This is a genomic window from Kaistia sp. UC242_56, from assembly GCF_044452255.1.
GTDB lineage: Bacteria > Pseudomonadota > Alphaproteobacteria > Rhizobiales > Kaistiaceae > Kaistia > Kaistia defluvii_A.
In genome coordinates, this window is the sequence record NZ_JBIOAN010000002.1 from 1,658,883 (window position 1) to 1,681,126 (window position 22,244).

21 protein-coding genes and 2 pseudogenes are annotated in these 22,244 nt (G+C 66.6%); 11 read left to right on the plus strand and 12 right to left on the minus strand.

Annotated features, from left to right (window positions below; genetic code table 11):
* Window positions 1–2: 2 nt before the first annotated feature.
* Window positions 3–1,631 carry an ABC-F family ATP-binding cassette domain-containing protein gene (locus tag ACHMWQ_RS10485; RefSeq protein WP_396307416.1) on the minus strand — a complete coding sequence of 543 codons (1,629 nt, stop codon included), beginning with the start codon at window positions 1,629–1,631 and terminating at the stop codon, window positions 3–5.
* A gap of 254 nt (window positions 1,632–1,885) precedes the next feature.
* Here ACHMWQ_RS10485 and ACHMWQ_RS10490 point away from each other — a divergent pair, with 254 nt between their 5' ends.
* Window positions 1,886–2,701 carry a class I SAM-dependent methyltransferase gene (locus tag ACHMWQ_RS10490; protein WP_396307417.1) on the plus strand — a complete coding sequence of 272 codons (816 nt, stop codon included), beginning with the start codon at window positions 1,886–1,888 and terminating at the stop codon, window positions 2,699–2,701.
* 30 nt (window positions 2,702–2,731) lie between these two features.
* Here ACHMWQ_RS10490 and smc read toward each other — a convergent pair whose 3' ends face one another.
* From smc to ACHMWQ_RS10505, 3 genes are all read right to left on the minus strand, one after another.
* Window positions 2,732–6,193: a chromosome segregation protein SMC gene (smc, locus tag ACHMWQ_RS10495; RefSeq protein WP_396307418.1), complete on the minus strand. Its 3,462-nt coding sequence runs from the start codon at window positions 6,191–6,193 to the stop codon at window positions 2,732–2,734.
* A gap of 177 nt (window positions 6,194–6,370) precedes the next feature.
* Entirely contained in the window at window positions 6,371–7,009 is a 639-nt protein-coding gene (locus ACHMWQ_RS10500; protein ID WP_396307419.1) for a DsbA family protein, read from the minus strand.
* A gap of 137 nt (window positions 7,010–7,146) precedes the next feature.
* Window positions 7,147–7,653, minus strand: a complete 507-nt coding sequence (locus ACHMWQ_RS10505) for a DUF721 domain-containing protein (protein WP_266332965.1) — start codon at window positions 7,651–7,653, stop codon at window positions 7,147–7,149.
* A 229-nt stretch (window positions 7,654–7,882) separates the two neighbouring features.
* Here ACHMWQ_RS10505 and ACHMWQ_RS10510 point away from each other — a divergent pair, with 229 nt between their 5' ends.
* The 5 genes from ACHMWQ_RS10510 to ACHMWQ_RS10530 all read left to right on the plus strand — a co-directional run bounded on the left by ACHMWQ_RS10510 (window position 7,883) and on the right by ACHMWQ_RS10530 (window position 10,577).
* Window positions 7,883–8,275 carry an AtpZ/AtpI family protein gene (locus ACHMWQ_RS10510; protein WP_396307420.1) on the plus strand — a complete coding sequence of 131 codons (393 nt, stop codon included), beginning with the start codon at window positions 7,883–7,885 and terminating at the stop codon, window positions 8,273–8,275.
* A gap of 58 nt (window positions 8,276–8,333) precedes the next feature.
* Window positions 8,334–9,086, plus strand: coding sequence for a F0F1 ATP synthase subunit A (locus ACHMWQ_RS10515; protein WP_354547916.1), 753 nt, complete (start codon window positions 8,334–8,336; stop codon window positions 9,084–9,086).
* 62 nt (window positions 9,087–9,148) lie between these two features.
* Entirely contained in the window at window positions 9,149–9,376 is a 228-nt protein-coding gene (locus ACHMWQ_RS10520) for a F0F1 ATP synthase subunit C (protein WP_266332970.1), read from the plus strand.
* A gap of 92 nt (window positions 9,377–9,468) precedes the next feature.
* Complete coding sequence (locus ACHMWQ_RS10525) at window positions 9,469–10,080, plus strand: F0F1 ATP synthase subunit B (protein ID WP_396307421.1); 612 nt, start codon at window positions 9,469–9,471, stop codon at window positions 10,078–10,080.
* Window positions 10,081–10,091: 11 nt separating this feature from the next.
* Window positions 10,092–10,577 (plus strand): F0F1 ATP synthase subunit B, encoded by a 486-nt coding sequence (locus ACHMWQ_RS10530; RefSeq protein ID WP_354547920.1) that lies wholly within the window; start codon window positions 10,092–10,094, stop codon window positions 10,575–10,577.
* On the opposite strand, the gene ACHMWQ_RS10535 is transcribed toward ACHMWQ_RS10530, so the two are convergent.
* The 4 genes and pseudogenes from ACHMWQ_RS10535 to ACHMWQ_RS10550 all read right to left on the minus strand — a co-directional run bounded on the left by ACHMWQ_RS10535 (window position 10,574) and on the right by ACHMWQ_RS10550 (window position 14,334).
* Window positions 10,574–11,284, minus strand: a complete 711-nt coding sequence (locus ACHMWQ_RS10535) for a ribonuclease HII (RefSeq protein WP_396307422.1) — start codon at window positions 11,282–11,284, stop codon at window positions 10,574–10,576. The two genes, ACHMWQ_RS10530 and ACHMWQ_RS10535, sit on opposite strands and share 4 nt — an antisense overlap.
* Window positions 11,285–11,429: 145 nt before the next feature.
* Window positions 11,430–12,215: a hypothetical protein gene (locus ACHMWQ_RS10540; protein WP_354547924.1), complete on the minus strand. Its 786-nt coding sequence runs from the start codon at window positions 12,213–12,215 to the stop codon at window positions 11,430–11,432.
* 112 nt (window positions 12,216–12,327) lie between these two features.
* Window positions 12,328–13,083, minus strand: a complete 756-nt coding sequence (locus ACHMWQ_RS10545; protein WP_396307423.1) for an NYN domain-containing protein — start codon at window positions 13,081–13,083, stop codon at window positions 12,328–12,330.
* Between the two features lie 112 nt (window positions 13,084–13,195).
* A pseudogene (locus ACHMWQ_RS10550) lies at window positions 13,196–14,334 on the minus strand (PA0069 family radical SAM protein).
* Window positions 14,335–14,447: 113 nt separating this feature from the next.
* Here ACHMWQ_RS10550 and ACHMWQ_RS10555 point away from each other — a divergent pair.
* A complete protein-coding gene (locus ACHMWQ_RS10555) occupies window positions 14,448–15,041 on the plus strand; it encodes a glycosyltransferase (protein ID WP_396307424.1) in 594 nt (197 codons plus the stop codon).
* Here the strand turns inward: ACHMWQ_RS10555 and moaB are convergent.
* The 4 genes and pseudogenes from moaB to ACHMWQ_RS10575 all read right to left on the minus strand — a co-directional run bounded on the left by moaB (window position 15,042) and on the right by ACHMWQ_RS10575 (window position 19,778).
* A pseudogene (moaB, locus tag ACHMWQ_RS10560) lies at window positions 15,042–15,597 on the minus strand (molybdenum cofactor biosynthesis protein B).
* 68 nt (window positions 15,598–15,665) lie between these two features.
* Window positions 15,666–16,580 (minus strand): 4-(cytidine 5'-diphospho)-2-C-methyl-D-erythritol kinase, encoded by a 915-nt coding sequence (locus ACHMWQ_RS10565; protein WP_396307425.1) that lies wholly within the window; start codon window positions 16,578–16,580, stop codon window positions 15,666–15,668.
* Window positions 16,577–18,613, minus strand: a complete 2,037-nt coding sequence (locus tag ACHMWQ_RS10570; RefSeq protein ID WP_396307426.1) for a tetratricopeptide repeat protein — start codon at window positions 18,611–18,613, stop codon at window positions 16,577–16,579. The genes ACHMWQ_RS10565 and ACHMWQ_RS10570 overlap by 4 nt, the downstream gene beginning before the upstream one ends.
* 145 nt (window positions 18,614–18,758) lie before the next feature.
* Window positions 18,759–19,778 (minus strand): polyprenyl synthetase family protein, encoded by a 1,020-nt coding sequence (locus tag ACHMWQ_RS10575; protein ID WP_354547936.1) that lies wholly within the window; start codon window positions 19,776–19,778, stop codon window positions 18,759–18,761.
* Window positions 19,779–20,004: 226 nt separating this feature from the next.
* On the opposite strand from ACHMWQ_RS10575, the gene ACHMWQ_RS10580 reads away from it, so the two are divergent.
* The 4 genes from ACHMWQ_RS10580 to ACHMWQ_RS10595 all read left to right on the plus strand — a co-directional run bounded on the left by ACHMWQ_RS10580 (window position 20,005) and on the right by ACHMWQ_RS10595 (window position 22,220).
* On the plus strand, window positions 20,005–20,232 hold the full coding sequence (locus tag ACHMWQ_RS10580) for a DUF2007 domain-containing protein (RefSeq protein WP_266332986.1): 228 nt from the start codon (window positions 20,005–20,007) through the stop codon (window positions 20,230–20,232).
* 3 nt (window positions 20,233–20,235) lie between these two features.
* Window positions 20,236–21,066 (plus strand): tRNA1(Val) (adenine(37)-N6)-methyltransferase, encoded by an 831-nt coding sequence (locus ACHMWQ_RS10585; RefSeq protein ID WP_396307427.1) that lies wholly within the window; start codon window positions 20,236–20,238, stop codon window positions 21,064–21,066.
* 13 nt (window positions 21,067–21,079) lie between these two features.
* Window positions 21,080–21,952: a S49 family peptidase gene (locus ACHMWQ_RS10590; protein WP_396307428.1), complete on the plus strand. Its 873-nt coding sequence runs from the start codon at window positions 21,080–21,082 to the stop codon at window positions 21,950–21,952.
* Window positions 21,953–22,028: 76 nt separating this feature from the next.
* Window positions 22,029–22,220 (plus strand): hypothetical protein, encoded by a 192-nt coding sequence (locus ACHMWQ_RS10595; RefSeq protein WP_396307429.1) that lies wholly within the window; start codon window positions 22,029–22,031, stop codon window positions 22,218–22,220.
* Window positions 22,221–22,244 lie beyond the last annotated feature (24 nt).

Sequence of the window (22,244 nt, forward strand, 5' to 3'; positions counted from 1 at the left end):
GATCATGCTGGAAACGGTGTTGCCGCGCCAGCGAGCGGGAAGGGGATGCGACGTTCGATCCCGATGGCGTCAAGGAAATCCGCATCATGGCTGGCGACCAGCAACGCGCCGTCGAATTCGCGCAAGGCCGCCTCGATCGCCGCGATTGAATCGAGATCGAGATGGTTGGTCGGCTCGTCGAGGATGAGCAGGCCCGGCGGTGTCGCACCGCCCAGCACGCAGGCAAGCCCGGCCCGCAGCATCTCGCCGCCGGAAAGCGCATGCACCGGCTTCAGCGCCGCCTGGTTGCGATAGAGAAAGCGCGCCAGCACCGCATGGGCATGGTTGAGGCTGGCATCCGGATGGAGGCGGCGGAAATTCTCGACGATCGACAGCGCGGGGTCGAGAAAATCGACGCTCTGGGTGAGCATGGCGCTCGCGACGGGCCGCTGCACGATTCCTATCGTTGGCAGGATTTCGCCGGCGGCGAGCCTCAGCAGGGTCGACTTGCCCGCCCCGTTTGCGCCGACCAGCGCCACGCGCTCCGGCCCGGTCAGCGTGAGGCTGAAATCGCTAAGGGTGGCCGGGCGGTCGGGATAGGCGAACGCGACCTCGTCGAAAGCGAGCACGACCCGGCCCGCCGGCAGCTTTGTGGAGGGCAGGCGCAACGCCAGCGTCTCGATGCGCTCGACCTCGGCTTCAGCGCTGGAAAGTGCCTCCGCCGCCTCCTGTCGCTGGTGTTCGGCACGCTGGCCGATCGCGCCCGCGGTGCGCTCGCTGCGATCACGCTTGGCGTCGAGCAGGATCTTCGGCTGGTCGTTCCGGGCGCGATTCTTCGCGCCGCGACCGTCGCGCTTTTGCTGGCGCTCGACGCTGGCCTGGATCCGGCGCTCCGTTGCCTTGGCCTCGTTCCGGGCGCTCTCCAGATCGCGCGCGGCGCTCGCCCGTTCGGCTGATTTGCGCTCGGCATAGAGGTCGTAATTGCCGCCATAGATGCGGGCGCCCAGCGTCGAGAGTTCGACGATGCGGTCCATGTCGCGCAGCAGCGTCCGGTCATGGCTGACGACGATCGCGCCCTTTTTCCAGCCGGCCAGGATGCGGGCCACGGCGGCGCGGCCCTCGGCGTCGAGATTGTTGGTCGGCTCGTCCAGCAGCATCAGGTCGGGCTCGGCCAGAAGCTGCGCGGCGAGCCCGAGCCGGGTGCGCTGGCCGCCGCTGAGGCTGTCGATCGCCTTGCCAGGATCGAGCCCCGCGAGGTCGACTGCGGCGAGCGCTTCGCCCAGGCGGGCTTCCAGCGACCAGTCCGCCTCGGCAAAGTCCTCATCCGTGCCGAGCCCGCGCTCCAGCCGGTCGAGCCTTTCGAGATCGGCGCCGATGCCGAGCGCGGTGGCGGCGGTCTCGCCTGGAGAGGGTTGAACGGTCTGGCGCAGCAGCCCGATCCGGCCGGCACGCTCGACCGAGCCGGCGGAAGGCAAGGCTTCGCCGGTGATGATCTTCAGGAGGGTCGATTTGCCGACGCCGTTGCGGCCGACGAGGCCGGTGCGTTCCGGCCCGAAGGCGAGATCGATCCCATCAAGGAGAAGGCGGCCGTCGGGGGTGGCGAACGAAACACCATGCAGGGCCACGAGCGACGTGGCGGCGCGAAGAGACATGGAGATACCGGAGAAGGAAGCAGGGCGCGGATCGGCGCGCCAAGGACAGGCGGATTGCGGCGATTACGCCGTCGCGGATGCCTGCTGCTTCATTGTCCTGAACTCCTGCGCCTGTCGGTGCGCCGTAAATAGGCCCACCGCGCCAGAATGCCAAGTGCCGATAGCCGAACAGCGGCAACCCGGCATCGAGGCGGCCCATCTTGTCACTTGGCACCGGCTATCTATTTGACGGTATAAGGAATCGAAGGGTTATCATGAGCAGCGACATTGCACGCTTCGTTGGGGATATCCCGGAGCACTATGATCAGGGGCTCGGGCCGGTCATTTTCGGCCCCTCCGCGGAGGATCTAGCCCGCCGCGTGGAGGCGCATAATCCTGCGACCGTGCTCGAGATCGCGGCCGGGACCGGCATCTTGTCCCGGCAGCTTCGCGACAGGCTTCCCGCCAGCGTGCGGATGACCATCACGGATCTGAATGCGCCGATGCTGGATCGAGCCCAATCGAAGTTCCGGCCCGGCGAGCAGGTCGAGTTCCAGACCGCCGACGCCATGGTGCTGCCATTCCGCGACAATTCGTTCGACGTCGTGGCATGCCAGTTCGGCATGATGTTCTTTCCCGACAAGGACCGCTGCAACCGCGAAGTGTTTCGCGTTCTGACGCCCGGTGGGACCTATCTGTTCAATACGTGGGGCTCCCATGCCGACAATCCGTATGGCCGGATCGCGCATGAGACCATCGCCAGCTTTTTCCCCGATGATCCGCCGCAGTTCTACAAGGTGCCGTTTTCCTGTCCCGATCCAGAGCCCATCCGCGCATCGTTGGCGGCGGCAGGGTTCACCGATATCGAGACCGCCTTCATCCGGCGGCAAGCCGTCATTCCAGACGCGCATGCCTTTGCGCGCGGGCTGGTATTCGGCAATCCGACCATCGCCGAGGTCCGGGCGCGTGGCGGTGTCGATCCCGATCGGCTCGTGGATGCGTTCGCCGAGGCGCTTCAGCGCGAATTTGGCGCCGATCCCGGCCGTATGCCGATCAAGACGCTGGTGTTCGAGGCCAGAAAGCCGGACTGAATTCCGCGAATCGATCGATACGGAGGGAGGCTAGCCCGCCTCGCGGAACTGCTCGGCCGTTTCGAGGTCAACCGAGACCAGCTGGCTGACGCCGCGCTCGCCCATCGTCACGCCGAACAGACGGTTCATCCGCGCCATGGTGATCGGGTTGTGGGTGATGGTGACGAAGCGGGTATCGGTCGTCCGCGCCATCTCGTCCAGCAGGTTGCAGAAGCGCTCGACATTGTGGTCGTCGAGCGGGGCGTCGACCTCGTCGAGCACGCAGATCGGCGCCGGATTGGTCAGGAACACGGCGAAGATCAGCGCCATCGCCGTCAGCGCCTGCTCGCCGCCCGAAAGCAGCGTCATGGTCTGCGGCTTCTTGCCGGGCGGGCTGGCCATGATTTCGAGGCCGGCTTCCAGCGGATCATCCGATTCGGTCAGCTGGAGTTCGGCCGCGCCGCCACCGAAGAGATGGGTGAACAGCCGCTGGAAGTGACCGTTTACCACGTCGAAGGCGGCCAGCAGGCGCTCGCGGCCCTCGCGATTCAGGCTGGCGATGCCCTGGCGGAGCCGCCGGATCGCCTCGATCAGATCGTCGCGATCCTTGATCAGCGCCTCGCGCCGGCCGGCGACTTCCACGGCCTCGTCGTCGGCGCGCAGGTTGACGCCGCCAAGCTTTTCGCGCTCCTGCCGCAGCCGGTCGAGGCGGGTCTCCAGCTGGCCAAGGTCCGGCATCGGCGCGGACGCATCGATCTCGGCGAGCTTCACCACCTCATGCGGCTCGCAATCGAGGATCTCGAGGATCCGCGCCTCGATCTCGAGCCGGCGCTCCTGCGTCGCCTTCAACCGTTCCTCGCCGCGGCCACGCTGCTCGCGTGCCTCGGAAAGCGCCGTCATCGCGTCCTGCGAGGCGCGGTCGAAGCCGGCCAGCGCCTGCTCGCCTTCGCGCAGCGCGTCGGCGGCGTCCCGCTTGGCCGCCTCCGCCCGGGTGATTTCGGAAAGCAGCGCCCGCCGCTTCTGCTCGATCTCGGCCGGGGCGTCGGCAAGGCCGGCGCGTTCGGTCTCGATCTCCTTGCGCCGGCCGGCCAGGATGCGGCCCTGGCTCTCGGCGTTGAGGGCGCGTTCCTGCCAGTTCTTGCGTTCCGCCGCCATCGACTCCAGACGGCGCCGACGAACTTCCGCTTCGCGTGTCAGGCCATCGGCGGCGGCGCGGGCTTCGGACAGCGCGCCGCGCTCCTCGGCGACCGTGCCGCGAAGGATCATGACGCCCTGCTGCGCCGCGAGCGGGTCGGCAGCGTCGGCGAGCGCACTGGCGGCGCTGGCGTGCTGCGCTTCGGCCTCGGTAACGGAGGCGACGACGCGCTCGCGCGATTCCTCCAGCGCCGTGCGCCGGCTGGTCAGGCGGCCGGCCTCGCGCTCGACGGCGGCGAGGCGGCTGCGCGCTTCGTCCAGCGTGCGCTGCGCGGCGCGGCCGGCCTCGCGCACCATCCGCTCCTGTTCCTGCGCGCTGCGGGCGGCGAGCGCTGCCTGCGCCAATCCGGCCAGGTGGTTCTCGACCTCGGTGCGAGCGCCGATCGCCGCTTCCTGCAGCTCGGCCAGACGGTTGCGGTTGGCGAGGCGCATGGCGGCGGCCGTCGGCGCTTCGGCGGTGGCGACATAGCCGTCCCAGCGCCAGAGGTCGCCCTCGCGCGAAACCAGAAGCTGGCCGGTCTTCAACGATTTCTGCAGCGCCGGGCCATCGGCGCGGGCGACCAGCCCGGTCTGGGCCAGCGCGCGGGCCAGCACGTCGGGCGCCTTGACCTTGGCGGCAAGCGGCTGCGCGCCGGCGGGGAGGGCGGGGTCGTCACCCAGCGCCGCGACATCGCGCCAGTGCGCGACCATGGCGAGGTCGTCCGAAGCGTCGAGCGCATCGCCGAAGGCAGCCGCCAGCGCTGCCTCGAAGCCCTTGGCGACGGAGAGCGTGTCGAGCAGGGGCGGGCGCTTGCCCGCCGGCGCCCCGGATCCCAGGATCTTGGCGAGCGTGCGCGCTTCCGTCTCGATGCCGGAAAGCGCGCGCTCGGCTTCCGCCAGCGGCGCGCGGGCGGCGGTCTCGCTGTCGCGGGCCTGCGCCGTCTGGCGCTCTGCCGCCTGGGCCTTGGCGTCGGCCTCGGCTAGGGTGGCCTCACCGGCGGCGACGGCTGCCTGCGCCGGGGCGACGCCCGGCAAGGCGGCGATCTGGCGGACCAGCGCCGTCAGTTCCCGGTCGACTTCCGCAAGCTGGTTGCGGGCGCGGGCGGTGCGCTCGCCGGTCTCGCGATGCGCACGCTCCAGCTCGGATTTCCGCGCCGCGATCGCGGCATGGGCGGCGGTCGCCTCGGCAAGCTTGCGCTCCGTCTCGGCGAGCTGGGCCTCGGCGAGGCCGCGCGCCTCATTGGCCGAAGCCTGCTTGCCGACAGCCTCGGCGTCCTCGGCCCGGAGCGTCTGCTCTTCGGCGTCCAGCCTTGCGAGGATATCCGCGTTCTCCCGCACCATGCGCTCTTCGCGAAGGATGTCCTCGTTGAGCTGGGCGAGGCGGCGATCGAGGTCGACCAGCCGCTCCTTCATCCGCTTTTCATCGGCGTCGAGCGCGTCGCGGGCGAGTGTCAGGCGCTGCAGCGCCGCCGCGGATCCGGCCTCGGCCTCGCGCAGCGCCGGCAGCTTGCTGGCGGCGACGGCCTGGTCGCGGGCCGCGCGAGCCTGCGCCTCGCTGCGGGCCACCACGGTTTCGCCCGCCGCCTGCAGCGCCGTTTCCGCGTCGCGCATCTGCACGGCGGCGGCGAGCATGCGCAGGTAAAGGACGGTCGCCTCGGTCTTGCGGATATCGGCAGAAAGGTTGCGGTAGCGGTTGGCCTGCCGCGCCTGGCGCTTCAACGCCTCGAGCTGGTTCTCGAGCTCGGAGAGCACGTCTTCCAGCCGCTCCAGATTCTGCTCGGCGGCGCGCAGGCGAAGCTCGGCCTCGTTGCGGCGGGAATAGAGGCCGGAAATGCCGGCGGCCTCTTCAAGCACCGCGCGGCGTGCCTGCGGCTTGGCCGAGATCAGCTCGCCGATGCGCCCCTGGCCCACCATGGCCGGAGAGCGGGCGCCGGTCGAGGCGTCGGCGAACAGCAACTGCACGTCGCGGGCGCGGACGTCCTTGCCGTTGATCTTGTAGACCGAGCCCGATTCGCGCTCGATCCGGCGCGTCACTTCCAGGATGTCGGCATCGTTGAAGGCTGCCGGCGCCATCCGGTCCTGATTGTCGACGACGAGCGTCACTTCGGCGGTGTTGCGCGCCGGGCGCTTGCCGCTGCCGGCGAAGATGACGTCGTCCATGCCGGACGCGCGCATGTTCTTGTACGAGCTCTCGCCCATCACCCAGCGCAGGGCTTCGACGAGGTTGGATTTTCCACAGCCGTTCGGGCCGACCACGCCGGTCAGCCCCGGCTCGATCAGGAAATCGGTGCCTTCGACAAAGGACTTGAAGCCGTGGACGCGGAGCCGCGTGAATTTCATGACGCGGCACCGGGCCTTGAGGAGAGGGGCTGCGAGCGGAGGGACGGCAAGCGGAACAACTGCATAGCAAAAGCCCTCCCAGGGTCGAGAGGGCCGATCGTCGGGACAGACAGAAAGGAAGGCCCGCAAGGGCGCCAGCGCGCCCTCGCGAGACTGGATACGATCCGGTGCCGCCGGTCAGCCGGCCAGCAGCTTGTCCATTTCCTCGATCGAGAGAGCACCCGGATGCCTGGACCCGTTGATGAAGAAGGTCGGGGTAGAATTGACGCCGAACTCGTTCGCGCCGCGTTCCTTGACCGCGTTCACCGCATCGAGCAGGGCCTGGTTCTTCAGGGTGAGCTCGAAGGTTTCCTGCGTGAAGCCGACCTGCTTGGCGAGGTCGAGCAGGGCGGGAACCGGGTTCTCGACGAAGGCCCACTTCTCCTGCTGGTCGAACAGCAGGTCGACCATCGGGAAGAAGTTATCGTTGGGGGCGGAATGCGCCAGCATGATCGCGGCGGTGGCCAGCGGATCGAGCGGGAAATCCCGCATGATGAAGTGGACCTTGCCCGTGTCGATGTACTTCTCTTTGAAGGGCTTCCAGGTCGTGTCGTGGAAATGCTTGCAGTGCGAGCAGGTCAGCGACATGTACTCGACGACCGTGATGGGGGCCTTGGGATCGCCCATCATGTTGTCGCCAAGCGGGCCCGGCTTCAGCAATGCTGCGAGGTCGACCGAGTCCGCGGCCTGGGCCGAAGCCGGCAGCATCGAAACGGCGCCGATGGCGAGAACGCCGACACCAGCCTGGCCGAGAAACTGTCTGCGATTGAACTTCAAGATCCTGCATCTCCTTTTGCCCCGGCGCTGCTATGGCGTCCGGACAGCGGAACGAATGACACGCTTGGCGGGAAACCTACCACATCAAATGTGGCGTTTCTCGTTAAGTTGAACACGCCGGCCCTTGCCAGCGACGCTCAGGACCGCCGGGAGGCGCCGTAGACGCCGCGACCGAGGCGCTCGAGCGCCTGGCGCAATCCCTCGCTCTCCACCGAGGCGACGGTATCGACGACGCGGGCTTCGTCGGCCTTGGAAAGCGGGGCGGGCGCCACCGTGGCCTTGCGCGGCGTCGCGACGACGCCCTGCACGATCTTGAGCTGCGACACCGCGCCGAAACCCAGAAATCCGTTGATCCGGTCGAGAATCACGCCGGTCTCGTGCTGCAGATAGATCGCCATGCCCGAATCGACCCGGATGACCAGCGTCGCGCCGGCCGGCGCCTTGGCCTGGTCGCGCCGCGGCCAGGTGATCTTTTCCGGCATTGTGGTCGTCGCGTAGCGCGGACCGACGATGTCGGCCCAGGACGAGATCAGATCGGCGGTGGCGAAGCCGCGCTTGGCGCAGACCGGCGCAATCACGCTGCCGATCAGCGCGCCGATCGATCGCGGCCCGCGGTTGACCTTGGGATTAGTATTGTCGCTCATGGTCGTCTTGTCGCACGATGGCGAGGCGCTGTGAACGTGCCGCCCGTCAGGGATTCGCTGATTCCGTTAAAACGTCTCAGCAACGATTTGATTAATTCCAATAAAATCAAGGCGTTACGAATGAATTCCGGCTTCTTGACACGGGTTGGAGGCGTCACTATGGTGCGCGCGGTTTCGGGGCGGTAATAAGCTTTGTGAGGCTTTCTCGGCACTTGGCAAGGATGACGCGATGAGCGACACGGGTTCGCCGGGTGACGAAGAGACGATCAAGCGTATGGCTGAGGACGAAGCCGCGCTATCGGCGAGGCTGCGCGCGCTAAGTCAGAAGCTGGATAAGGCGTCTGAGGAAGCGAAGGCAGCCGAACGGGCTCAGCCATCGAACGAAGTCAATGCGCAGGGTATGCGTCTGGCGTTTCGGATCGTTGGAGAGTTCGTCTCGGGCGTGCTGGTCGGTGCCGGACTTGGCTGGTTGTTCGACCGCTGGCTTGGTACGTCCCCCTGGGGGATGATCGTGCTCTTGCTGCTTGGGTTCGTCGCGGGCGTCCTGAACGTCTTGCGCGCGGTCGGCAAAGTTGCGCCGCCGGAAGCCCGGCAGGTGTCGAGCCGGACTAAGAAGAAGTAGGTATCCATAGGGTCGCGGCACAGGCTGCGGTCAGACTCAGGCGAAGAAGGCGGGCTCGGTGGCTAACGATCCGATCCATCAGTTTCACATTCAGGAATATTTCCCGCTCGGCCAGTTCGGCGGAATGGAATTCCATTTCACCAACTCCGCTTTCGCCATGGGGGCGACGGTCGCCATCGTGACGGGTTTCATCCTGCTCGCGACGTCGAAGGCGAGCCTGATCCCGGGCCGGCTGCAGTCGGTCGCGGAACTGGCCTATGAATTCGTTGCCAACACGCTCCGATCGAGCGCCGGCAAGGAGGGGATGCGGTTCTTCCCCCTCGTATTCTCGCTGTTCATGTTCATCCTGGTGGCCAACTTCTTCGGAATGTTCCCCTATTTCATGACGGCGACCAGCCAGATCATCGTGACCTTCGCCCTGGCGATGACGGTCATGCTGACCGTGGTTGTCTATGGCTTCATGCGCCATGGCTTCGGCTTCCTCGGCCTGTTCGTGCCGCATGGCGTTCCGATGGCGGTCGTGCCGCTGGTGTCGGCGATCGAGATCATCTCGTTCCTGTCCCGCCCGATCAGCCTTTCGGTTCGTCTCTTCGGCAACATGCTTGCCGGTCACATCACGCTCAAGGTATTTGCCGGCTTCGTTGCCAGCATGGCCTCGCTCGGCGCCATCGGCGTCGGCGGCGCGATCCTGCCGCTGGCCATGACGGTCGGCCTGACGGCTCTCGAATTCCTGGTGGCATTCCTCCAGGCCTACATCTTCACGGTCCTTACCTGCATGTATCTGAACGACGCCCTCCATCCCGGGCATTGATCAGCAGGTCGGCGAAGGTACACGTTCTTCCAACCCGAAATTACGACTTCAAGGAGCATAAAATGGAAGCGGAAGCTGCAAAGTTCATCGGTGCTGGTCTTGCCTGCTTCGGCATGGCCGGAACGGCTCTCGCCCTCGGCAACATCTTCTCGAGCTACCTGACGGGCGCGCTGCGCAATCCGTCGGCTGCTGACGGCCAGTTCGGTCGCCTCATCCTCGGCTTCGCCGTGACGGAAGCGCTCGGCATCTTCTCGCTGCTCGTCGCTCTGCTCCTGCTCTTCGTGGTCTGATCCCGTCAGGCCGCCTTCGGGCGGCCGGGTGAAGCCTCATGCGGCGGCCTCGTGCCGTCGCATGTGTTTTAGTTTACGATCTGGGGTCTTCGATGACTTGGTTCATCTCGCCTGCCCACGCACAGGATGCCGCGCCCGCGCCGGCGCCTGCCGTCGTTCCGCCGGCGCCGACTGAGACACATACCGAGGTCGGGCACGAGGCAGGGGTGAAGGCACCGTTCCCACCCTTCGACACGCAGAAGTACCCGTCGCAGATCCTTTGGTATGTGATCTTCTTCGGCCTGCTCTATCTGCTGATGAAGCGCTTCCTGGTGCCGCGGCTCAGCACCATCGTCGAGGGCCGCGCAGCGCGGATCTCCGGCGATCTGGAAGAAGCCCAGCGCCTTCGCGTCGAGTCCGACAAGGCACTCGGCACTTATGAGAAGGCTCTGGCCGACGCACGTACCGCCGCCCACGCCATCGCGCAGGCCGGCACGGACGAGGCGAAGGCTGCCGCCGTCAAGCAGCGTGCCGATATCGAGTCCTCGCTCAGCGCGAAGCTCGAGGAAGCCGAAGCCCGGATCGGCGAGATCAAGGCAAAGGCGCTCGGCGATGTCGGCGCGATCGCCGAAGAAACCGCCGCAGCCGTTGTCGCGGCGCTTTCCGGACAGCAGCCGAGCTCGGAAGAGGTGGCAGCCGCCGTCTCCTCCGTGTCGTCGAAGTAAGGGGCAGGACCATGCATATCGATGCTTCCTTTTTCGCCCTTGTCGGCCTGATCCTTTTCTTCGTGCTGCTGGCTTTCGTCGGCGTGCACACGACCATCGGTAAGGCGCTCGACAAGCGTTCCGAGAGCATTGCCAAGGACCTGGACGACGCCAAGCGTCTCCGCGAGGAAGCGGCGGCTCTGCTCGCCGACTACCAGAAGCGGGCTCGCGAGGCCGAGGCCGAGGCTCAGACCATCGTCGAGAAGGCACGTCGCGAAGCCGCGGCGCTGGCCGATGAGGCGAAGGTCCAGATGGAAGATTACGTCACGCGCCGCACCAAGATGGCCGAGGACAAGATCACCCAGGCCGAGCATCAGGCTCTGCAGGAAGTGAAGGCGCTTTCTGCCGATGTCGCGATTGCGGCTGCCGAGAAGATCCTGTCGGCCAAGCTCAAGGGCGCGGCCGGCGCCGAGATGGTTGCCTCGTCGATCGCCGACGTGAAGAACCGCCTGAACTAAACGAGGAATTCCTCGTCGAGACAGTCAACGCCGTCGGCCATGCCGGCGGCGTTTTCGTTTGCGAGCACGGCGCGCACCGGCGCGAAGCTGGTGCGGTGCAGCGGGCAGGCGCCGAGGCTAGCCAGCGCGGCGAGATGAACCGGGGTTCCGTAGCCGACATGGCGCTCGAAGCCGTAATCGGGGTAATGCGCGGCGGCGCGGACCATCATCCGGTCGCGCGAGACCTTGGCGACGATCGAGGCGGCCGCGATCGACACGGAGCGCCCATCGCCCTTGACGAACGCCTCGCCCCGGCAGGCGAGGCCGGGCGGCACGTCGATGCCGTCGACGATGACGTGGTCGGCGAGATGCGACAGGCCGTTGACGGCGCGCGCCATCGCCCAGAGCGTCGCCTGGCGGATGTTGGTCGTATCGATCCGGAGCACGGACGCCGCGACCACGGAGACATGCGCCGTAGCCATGATCTGCTCGAACAGCGCTTCGCGCGCCGCTGGCGTCAGCTTCTTCGAATCGTTCAGCCCGTCGGGGATGCGCTTGGGATCGAGGATGACCGCCGCCGCGACCACGGGACCAGCGAGCGGACCGCGGCCGACTTCGTCGACCCCGGCAATGGCCTTGTGGCCGGCCCGGCGCAGGCGTCGTTCGATCGCGTCGGTCGGGACGGGCGGAAGTTCGAACAGAAGCTGTGATTCGGATGCGCGTGCCATTTCGGCAAAATCCCCGAGGCGGCGGACGAATGCAAGCGCGGCCGGCGTCGCGCCTGACGACGCAGGCGAGCCGTGGCCGAATGGAAAAAGGCGCCGGGTTGCCCCGACGCCTTCGAAGGCAAGCCTGCGCCGCTATGGGCCGAATTCAGCCAACCAACTGGCGGAACTCGTTCTTGATGAAATTGCCGACCCGCTTGCCGCGATTGCGCGCCTTCTCGAAGGCGGTCTGGTCGACGAAATAGGTGTGCAGGATGCTGTCGCGCGAAGTCGGCAGCACGCCCGTGGGGTCGACCGAATGCCAGGTGTTGTCGCCGACCGCGAAGGCATAGCCGTGGTTCGGGATGAACTCCATCTGCTTCACCCGGGTAAAGCCACCCTCGGGCTCGCGCGAGGAAAACACGGTGCCGACGCCGTTCAGCGATTCGTCGCGCGGCAGGTACATCTGGACGGTGATGCCCTTCCAGCGCGTATCGGTGTGCTCCTTGATCCGGTAGCCGGAGGTGTCGCGCGTGAGCATCGGGATCGGGAAGAAATCCGTCGCCTTGTAGGCGCTGCCGAAGCGACGCTTGAGGCCGGGCTCCAGCCGCTCGACGAAGGCATCGCGGACGGGAACCGAGCACAGCGCGGCGCCGACCAGGTTCCAGAGGACCTTCCGGCGGCCTTCGAGATGGCGCAGATATTCCGGAAACAGATCGACCTTGACGCGGGTTGCGCTGCCGTCATCGCGGATATTGACGTTACCCCGGCCGGCGAGCGCGCGGAAATGGCCGGCCGACGGCATCAGTTCCTGCATCTCGGCATAGACATCGGCCGGAAAGATCCCGTCCAGCACCAGATGATAGAACGGATCGTCGAACGCTTCGGCAGAGCGGACCGCCTGGGCGATGTGGCTGACCAGATAGTCGAGATCGGTTGTCGTGGACTTGAGCACGGTCGCCCCCACAAGATGGATACAATTGTGAGTATGTTAGTCAGCAAAGCCGCGCGCCGCAATGCCATCCGGCCGCCGCGCGCTGCGCTTCGCCTGCCAACACGGGCCTGCGCTATTTCACCTTGAGCCGGATCATCACGGCGCGGCCGCCCGCTTCCAGGTCGACGCGTCGCACCTCGACGCCGGCAACCGTCTCCATCAAGTCGACGAGCTTGCGGAAGCCGTAATTGCGCGGGTCGAAATCGGGCATGCGCTTGAACAGGATCTGGCCGACCGGGCCGAGATGCGCCCAGCCATCGTCGCCGGACACGTCCTCGATCGCTGCGAAGATCTCATCACGCGGCAGGCGAGGGGCGCTCTTGGCCGGCTGCTTGGTCGCCTTGGCCGCGGGGCCGTCATTCTTCTCCTGCCGCTCTTCGGCCAGAAGCAGGTCGCAGTAGAAGAAACGGTCGCAGGCGGCGACATAGGGCTTGGTCGATTTCTGCTCGCCAAAGCCATAGACGACGAGCCCGTCCTCGCGGATCCGGCTTGCCAGCGTGGTGAAATCGCTGTCGCTGGACGCGATGCAGAAGCCGTCCAGCCCCTTCTCGTGCAGCATGTCCATCGCCTCGATGGCGAGCTTCATGTCGGTCGCGTTCTTGCCGACAGCGGCCGGCGGCACATGGACCGGCGTAAGCGCATGCGAATGCAGCAGCGGCTGCCACTGGTTCATCGCGCTGGAGGCGAAGTGGCCATAGACGCGGCGGATGACGACGCGGCCGATGGTCGAGGCTTCGCGAATGATGATCGGAAGGAAGTCGGCCCGCACATTGTCGGCATCGATCAGCAGAGCGAGCTTCTGCGTCGCCCCGGGAAGTTGTTCTGCCAATTCTCACTCCGATCGTCGCATGAGGGCGGCCGATGGACGAAGACGCCGAGCGCCTGCCACCCGCGCGCCAGATCGCCCTTGTTACCATAGATGGCGTCGGAGAGCGCCGTGACTAGAACAGGCTGAGCTGCGCCGGGGCCTCGCGAGGTGGGGAAAACAGGTCCGTGCGAAGCTTCAGGTGGCGCCGGTTCAGCCCGAGGCGCTGCGCCGCGATCTCGAAGCGGCGGCCGATCTGCCAGGCATAGGGGCCTTCGCCCTTCTGCCGCTTGCCGAACTCCGAATCGTAATCCTTGCCGCCGCGCATCGAGCGGAGGACCGAGAGGACATGGCGGAAGCGGTCGGGATAATGGCGCAGCAGCCATTCCTTGAATATCTCGCTGACCTCGAGGGGCAGGCGCAGGATCACATAACCGGCCTCCGTCGCCCCGGCGGCGACCGCGGCGTCGAGAATCCGTTCGATCTCCGAATCATTGAGGGCCGGAATGACGGGTGCGACCAGGACCCCGACGGGGACGCCGGCGTCCGCCAGGCCGCGCAGCGCGTCGAGCCGGCGACCGGGCGTGGCCGCCCGCGGCTCCATCGTGCGCGCCAGTTGGCGGTCGAGCGTCGTGATCGACAGCGCCACCTTGGCCAAGCCGCGCTCCGCCATCCGCCCGAGAATGTCGACGTCGCGCAGCACCAGCGCCGACTTCGTCACGATGCCGACGGGATGGTTGAAGTGGTCCAGCACCTCGAGGATGTCGCGCATCATCCGGTGCTGCCGCTCGATCGGCTGATACGGGTCGGTATTGGTGCCGATGGCGATCGTGCGCGGCTTGTAGCCGGGGTCGGACAGCTCCTTCTCCAGCAGCTTGGCGGCATCCGGCTTGTAGAAAAGCTTCGATTCGAAATCGAGTCCCGGCGACAGGCCCATATAGGCGTGCGTCGGCCGGGCGAAGCAGTAGGAGCAGCCATGCTCGCAGCCGCGATAGGGATTGATCGACCGGTCGAAGGCGAGATCCGGCGAATCGTTTCGCGTGATGATCGTCTTCGCCTTCTCCGGCATCACTTCCGTCTTGAACGGCGGCAGTTCATCCAGGGTCTGCCAGCCATCGTCGAAAGGGATGGACTGGAATTTTTCAAAGCGCCCAGAGCTGTTGCTCTGGGCGCCCGTCCGCGTCGACGGTCAGGATCGATCGACGCGGCATGGGTCTGGTCCGCCGGCAGGAGCAGCGGGTCGAGATGCGGGGGGAGGGAGCGGGCGAGCGACATGCAACGATTCATACGCTCAGAGCGGGAACAAAACAAGAACGTTATGTCTTGCGACGCAACGTCTCGGCGGATTCGTCTCGCAGTCGCAAAAAACTCGGTTTAAGATCGAAATGATGATCAGCGTGATCCTTTCCACTCACAATGATGAAATGGCGTTGGCGCATGCGCTGGCGGCACTGGTCCCGGCTGCGGCCGATGGCATGGTGCGCGAAGTGATCGTGGTCGATGCGCGCTCGACGGACGACACGCTGGCGGTCGCGGATGCGGCCGGCTGCAAGATCCTCCCCGGTACCGGCGATCGCGGCGCGGACCTGGCGGCGGGCGCCGCCAAGGCGCGCTCCGACTGGCTGCTGTTCCTGTCGCCCGACGTGATGCTGGAGCCCGGCTGGCAGCGCGAGGCGCGCGATTTCATCGATCGGCTGGCGATCTCGGGGGCAGGGGCCAATCGCGCCGCCTCGTTCCGTCATGCCAATGCCGGCTTCGGCTGGCGGGCCCGGCTGTCGGAAATCCGTGCCTCGGTCCGCTCGCGCCTGTTCGCCTCGCCCTCGCGCATGGAAGGGCTTCTGGTCTCGGCCAGCCTCTACCGCACGGTCGGCGGTCATCGGGCCAGGCCCGGCAATGTCGACGGCGATCTCGCCCGTCGCATCGGCCGCGCCCGGCTGTCCTTCCTGCGTTCGCGCGCTGTGTCGCGCGCAGCGGTCGCCTGATCAGCCCTTCAGCTTGCCGCGCTTCAGGTGTTCGTCCAGGCGGGGCATGATCTCGACGAAATTGCAGGGCCGGCTGCGATAGTCGAACTGCACGCGGATAATCCCGTCCCAGGCATCCTTGCAGGCGCCGGGCGATCCCGGAATGGCGAAGATGAAGGTCGAGTTGGCGACGCCGGCCGTGGCGCGCGACTGGATCGTCGACGTGCCGATCTTGTCGTAGCTGATCCGGTGAAAGACGGCGGAGAAGCCGTCCATCCGCTTTTCGAACAAGGGCTCCACGGCGTCCGGCGTGACATCGCGGCCGGTGAAGCCGGTTCCGCCCGTTGTAATGATCACGTCGATCTCGGGGTCCTCGATCCAGCAGGTGACGATGGTCCGGATCTCGTCGATGTCATCGGGAACGATCGCCCGTTCGGAACAGGATATGGCCCGCCTCCAGGATGCGGTCGGCCAGGATCTTGCCGGACTTGTCGTCCTCCAGCGAGCGCGTGTCCGAGACGGTCAGCACGGCGAAGCGGACGGCAATGAAGGGCAGGCTCTCGTCGGGCGTGGCCATGGCTGGATCCTCGGTCGCATGTCTCGGGACCAGACATAGACCGCGCCGGGGGCCGAGGAAAGTGGCGGCTAGGACGAAGCCGTCCGGGTCGAGACGACCCACCATGCGGGATGATCGGCGCGTATCCGCGCGGCGGCCCGGTCCACGCTGGCGGTATCGGGGAAAAGTCCAAAGACTGTGGCGCCGGACCCTGACATTCGCGTCAGTAAACATCCCGGCTCGGCCTCGACCCTGGCAATCACATCGCCGATTTGTGGCAGGGCGGCGATGGCCGGGGCCTCGAGATCGTTGCGCGTCGCGCGGAGCCATTCCGCCACTTCGGCACTATCGGCGAAGGCGGAGGGAATAGGCGGAAGCGCGGGATTGTCGGCCCGTTCGAGCCGCTTGAAGACGGCTGGCGTCGACACGGCGATGCCGGGGTTCACCAGCAGCATGGGCAGGGCGGGCAGGCCGGACACCGGCTTGAGGATCTCGCCAATGCCGCTGGCGCGCGCGGGCGCCGAGAGCAGGCACATCGGCACGTCGGCGCCAAGCGATGCGGCGAGCGCCGCAAGCTCGCTGGCGCGCGCGTCGGGGAGGGGGGATATCGCGCCCAGCAGGCGGAGCGTCGCCGCCGCGTCGGCCGATCCGCCGCCGATCCCCGATGCCACGGGCAGCCGCTTGGTGAGGCGCAAGGCGAGGCCGTCGATACGGCCGCCGGCCGCGGCATGGACGCGCGCAGCCCGCAGGACGAGATTATCCGGCCCGATCGCGAGACCCGCCGCGAATGGACCCTGGATGGCGAGGGAAGGTTCGGTGGCGGCCGGGTCGGCGATCGCCTCAATGGTGTCGCCGATCGCCGCGAACGCAACGAGGCTGTCCAGGCGATGATAGCCATCGGCGCGCCGGCCGGTGACGTGCAAGGCGAGATTGACCTTCGCCGGAGCGAAAGCGGATCCGAGCACGGAACCCGGCTCGGCGCCGCTCCGGTCGTCTGCGGTCACTGCGCCGTGTCGAACTGCGGAATGTCGATGACCAGGCCCGGAACGATGACGTTCGGGTTGGGCAGCTTGTCACGGTTGGCGTCGATCAGCCGGCTGTAGAGCTCGCCATCGCCATAGACCTTGAGCGCGATCTTCCACAGGCTGTCGCCGGCGCTAATCGTGATCCGGCTCGGACCCTCGGCATGCGGCGAAGCGGTCTTGTCGGTAGCGGAATCCGCCTTGGCGGGCTCCGGCTTGGCTGCATCGCCCTTGACGGCGTTGCCCTTGGTCGCGTCGCCCGGGGCAGCCGCAGCCTTCTCTTCGGCTTCGACCTTGTCGAGCCCCTTGGCCAGCTTGGCGAGGATACGCGCCTTGTCGGCCGGCTCGGGGTTCAGGTCGCGCGCATGCGCCCACTGGAACGTCGCTTCGAGCTTGCGCCCGACCTTCCAGTAAGCGTCGCCGAGATGGTCGTTGATGGTGGCGTCGTCGGCCTTGATCGTGATGGCGCGCTCGAGCTGGGCGACCGCCTCCTCGAACTTGTTCTGCTTGTAGTAGGCCCAGCCGAGGCTATCGACGATGTAGCCGTCATTCGGGCGCAGCTCGACCGCCTTCTTGATCATGTCGGTGGCGCGGTCGAGATTGAGGCCGCGATCGATCCAGCTATAGCCGAGATAGTTCAGTACCTGCGGCTCTTCCGGGGTGATTTCCAGCGCCTTGAGGAAATCGGCCTCGGCCTTCTGCCATTGCTGCGCGCGCTCATAGGCGATGCCGCGGAAATAATAGATCAGCCAGTTGCGGGGATTGTCCTCGGTGATCGCATCGATCGCCCGGGTGTAGAGCTTGGCCGCCTCGTCATAGCGCTTGGCCGTGCGATTGATCGTCGCCAGGGTGGTCAGGGCGTCGATGTCGCGCGGGTTTGCCGCGATCAGGCTTTTGAGGCGCTTGATGGCCAGGTCCGGCTTGCCGGCCGCGTCGAGGCTGAGTGCGACCTGGAGGTCGGCATTGCGCCGCAGCGGCGAGGTCTTGGGGACCTTGTCGAAGATCGGGATCGAGCGCTCGAAGCGCTGCGCGTTCTGCGTCAGGTCGCCGAGCGCCATGATCACGAGTTCGTTGGTCGGCTGCAGGTAGTTCGCCAGACGCAGATAGATCGTCGCGAGGTCCGCGCCGCCATTCTCGCTGCCGATCGCCGAGCCGAGGCCGTAGAGGACCTCGCCGGCGCCTTCCTGGGCGTTGCGCACCATCGGGGCGGGCTTCCGGCCGGAAGCGACGTCCTTCTGCAGGGCGGCGACCAGCGGATGGCCGACGCTGTTCTGGGTGAAGCGGTCGAGCGCCTGCTTCGCCTCGTCGATCTTGCCCGCCCTTGCCATCATCCGGGCATAGGCTTCCGTGACGCGCAGCGAACCGCCTTCGGCCTCATAGGCGGCGGTGATCGCCTTGAGCGCGGCGTCGGTGCGCCCGGCATTTTCGTTGATCAGGGCGATGTTGAAATTCTTGAACACCGAATACCATTCGGGGCCTTGCAGCGTTTCGACGATCTTGAGCGCCGCGTCGGTCTCACCCTGGCCCTGTGCCGCCCAGGCCGAAAGCAGGCCGGACGAGATGTTGGCGAGGGGGCCGCGCTCGCTCTTGCCGAGATGCTTGCCGGCTTCGGCGAATTTCTTCGACTTGAGCGCCTTCACGCCGAGCACCATCTGGCCCATGCGCATTTCGGGGTTCAACTCGACCAGCCGTTCGGCCAGAGGAATCGCCCGGTCGATATGGCCATTGGCGATCAGCAGCGTGAAGGTCCGCTCCATCAGGATCGGATTGTCCGGATCCTGGCTCAGCGCCTCCTCGAACAGCGCGGTCGCCGCATCGTAGTCCTGGGCCGAGATGGCGCTCAAAGCGGCCAGATAGCTGCCCGTCAGCGTGGGCATCGCGTCGTCGAGCAAGTCGGACACGGACGTCTCGGCCCGGGCCGCCGCGCCGGCCAGAAGGCTGGTGCTGGCGAGCAGGGCAAGGCAGATGGCCGCGGAGCGAAGCGGGCGGACAAGGGAAGGCAGCGTGCGGCGCATCGAAATCCTGTCTGATACCCAGTGTTGGTATAGAACCTCGATCCCGAGGCTGGCCAAAGAGGATGGCGCTTTTGCGACCACCCCGCAACCCGTGGCGAATGAACTCATGGCAGTCGGGGCGCCACGGGTTCCACCGCCACGTTCGTCAGTGCGCCCGCTCGATGCAGAAGTCGATGACTTCGAGCAGCGAGGACTTCCAGCCGCTGTCCGGGAAGGTGGCCAGCGCGTCGCGCGCGACCGAGCCAAAATGGCGGGCGCGCTCGATCGTCTCGTCGATGGTCTTGTGCGAGCGAAGCAGGGCGATCGCCTTTTCCAGATCGCCGTCCTGGATGTCGCCCTTTTCGAGCGTGCGCTGCCAGAAGGCGCGCTCGGCTTCCGAGCCGCGCCGATAGGCCAGCACGACGGGCAGGGTGATCTTGCCCTCGCGGAAATCGTCGCCGACCTTCTTGCCGAGCTCGGCCGAGTTGCCGCCATAGTCGAGCGCATCGTCGATCAGCTGGAAGGCGAGGCCGAGATTGGTGCCGTAGGAGCGGAAGGCGGCGCGGGCGTCGCGGCCCTTGTCGGCAATGATCGGGCCCACTTCGGCAGCGGCCGAGAACAGCGCCGCCGTCTTGGCCTTGATCACGGCCAGGTATTCGTCCTCGGTCGTCGCCATGTTCTTGGCGGCCGAGAGCTGCATCACTTCGCCCTCGGCAATCACCGTGGCGGCAGCCGAGAGGACGTCGAGCGCGTCGAGCGAGCCGACCTCGACCATCATGCGGAAGGCCTGGCCGAGCAGGAAGTCGCCGACCAGCACGCTGGCCTGGTTGCCCCAGACCATCCGCGCCGTCTGCTTGCCGCGCCGCAATTCGCTCTCGTCGACAACGTCGTCGTGCAGCAGCGTCGCCGTGTGCATGAACTCGACGCTGGCCGCCAGCTTCACATGCGCATCGCCATGATAGCCAGACATGCGCGCCGCCGCGAGCGTCAGCATCGGGCGCAGGCGCTTGCCGCCGGAAGAAATAAGATGCTGGGCGACCTCGGGGATCATCTCCACATCAGATCCGGCCTTGGACAGGATGATCTGGTTCACCAGATCCATGTCGGCCGATACTAGCGCGACGAGAGGCTCGATCCGGGCTGCGCCCTTCTTCTTGCTCTCGTCGAGCGGAACTACCAATCCCACGGGCAACGCTCCCGGTTCGCCTCTGTTTCGCGGGGGACAATAGGGGGCGAGCGGGATCGGAACAAGTGACACGATGGCTCACGCAGGCAACCAAGTCGCCGATTGCGGCTTTTCTTGCTGCGATGCAGGACGAACGTTGCGACCATGCCAGCCGCATTGCTGCCAGGCCCGGCCGGCCTTAGGCTTGGCGAGACGGTATATCGCCGTCGACAACTCTTGAGGGGACATGGAAGAACTCATCCGTACCAACGACATCGTCATGATTTCCTTCGTTGAAGCCCTGCTGCGGGATGCCGGCATCGAGCACATGGTCGTCGACCAGAACATGAGCGTCATGGAAGGTTCGCTCGGCGTGCTGCCGCGCCGCGTCCTCGTCCTCGCCGAGGAGATGGCGGACGCGCGCCAGTTGCTGACCGACGCCGGTGTCGGTGGCGAACTGCCGGAGGAACGCTAGGCGATGCTCGACATGCCGCTTGAGACGACGGTCGACGCCTTCTTGGGCGGCATGGTGGAGGCGATCCAGCCGGCGCGCGGTCATCACCGTTCCGGGCTCGACGCGGTCATCCTGGCGGCCGCGATGGGTGGCGTCGCGCGAGGCCGTATCATCGACATGGGCGCGGGGGCCGGCGTCGCCGGCCTGTCGCTCGCGGCGCGGGCCCAGGGCGCCAGCTTGGTGCTGGCCGAACGCGAAGCGGAACTGTTGGCTTGCGCGGAGCAGGCCCTCCAGCGGCCGGCCAATGCCGGCTTCGCCGATCGGGTCGAGGTCGTCGGCGTGGATCTCCTGGCCGGCGATGCCCGCAAGGCGGCGGCGCTGCTGCCGGAGAGCTTCGACCATGCGCTAATGAATCCGCCTTTTCACGACCGTGGCCGCGTTCGAGCCTCGCCGGATGATTTTCGCGCCCGGGCGCATGTGCTGGAGGCGGGCGGGCTGGACGACTGGTTCCGCGCCGCCGCCGCGCTCGTCCGCCAGCAGGGGACGCTGGCGGCCATCCTGCCCGCCGATCGCCTGCCGGCGGTTCTGGCCGCCTGCGAGGGCCGGTTCGGTGGCTTGGCGGTCCTGCCGCTGCATCCGCGAGTCGGCGAACCGGCAAGCCGGGTTCTGGTCCGTGGCACCAAGGGCAGCCGGGCGGCCATGCGCCTCCTGCCGGGCCTGTTTCTGCACGGCAGCACGGGCTCCCCCTACTTGGCCGGCCCGGCCGCGATCCTGCGCGACGGCGCTTCGATTGCCGACATCCATTCCGTCTGGTCCGACCCGCAATGGGGCGAGACCGCAACCCGTTCTTCGTGAAGGTCAAATCGCCGTGCTTCAGGATCTCAAAGCCTCGCTTTCCAGGGTTCTTCCCGCCCGCTTCCGCAAGGAAGAGGTGGTCGTCCCGGTGGTTCGCCTCTCGGGCGTCATCGGCGCCGTTTCGCAATTTCGCTCGGGCCTCACGCTCTCCAGCGTGGCGCCGCAGCTGGAGCGCGCCTTTGCGATGAAGAACGCGCCCGCGGTGGGGATCCTGATCAATTCGCCCGGCGGTTCGCCGGTGCAGTCGCATCTGATCTTCAAGCGCATCCGCGCGCTGGCCGAAGAGAACAAGAAGGACGTGATCGTCGGGGTCGAGGATGTGGCCGCTTCCGGCGGCTACCTGATCGCGCTCGCCGGAGACGTCATCATCGTGGATCAGAGCTCGGTCGTGGGTTCGATCGGCGTCGTCTCGGCCGGGTTCGGTTTCGAGAAACTGATCGAGAAGATCGGCATCGAGCGCCGCGTCTACACGGCGGGAGAGAGCAAGGCGATGCTCGATCCGTTCAAGCCGGAGAAAGAGGCCGACATCCAGCATCTGAAGTCGTTGCAGCGCGACGTGCACGACATGTTCATCGACCTTGTCCGCGCCCGCCGCGGCGAGCGGCTCGCCGATGATCCGACGCTGTTCTCCGGCGCGTTCTGGTCGGGCACGCGAGGGCTGGAACTCGGCCTGATCGACCGGATCGGCGATCTGCGCTCCTATCTGCGCGGTCGTTTCGGCGACAAGATGCGCATGGTCCTGGTCGCGCCGAAGCGCGGCGTGTTGGCGCGGTTTGGCGGTGGCGGAGCCGGTGGCCTTGCCTCTGCCGCTATTGCGTCCAATATGGTGGACAGTGCGGTCTCGACGCTGGAGGAACGCGCCCATTGGAGCCGGTTCGGGCTCTAGGCGCAGGCCGGGTTTTCCCGGCATCTTTCAGCGGATGGATCGAGCGAGCCAAGGGCTCGACAGGGAAGGGATTGGGATGATGCCGCAGGTTCTGATGTTGGCGCTTCTGGGCACGCTGGGCGTCATTACGGCCCGCACCCTGATGAAGTCGCGCGAACGCGTCGCGGTCCGGATGCGCGAAGCAGAGCGCGCCATGGCCAAGCGGCCGATGGCGACTCTGGTTCAGGATCCTGTGACCGGCATCTATCGTCCCAACGACCGCTACTAGATCTCTCCGTAGCGAAGTCTTCGG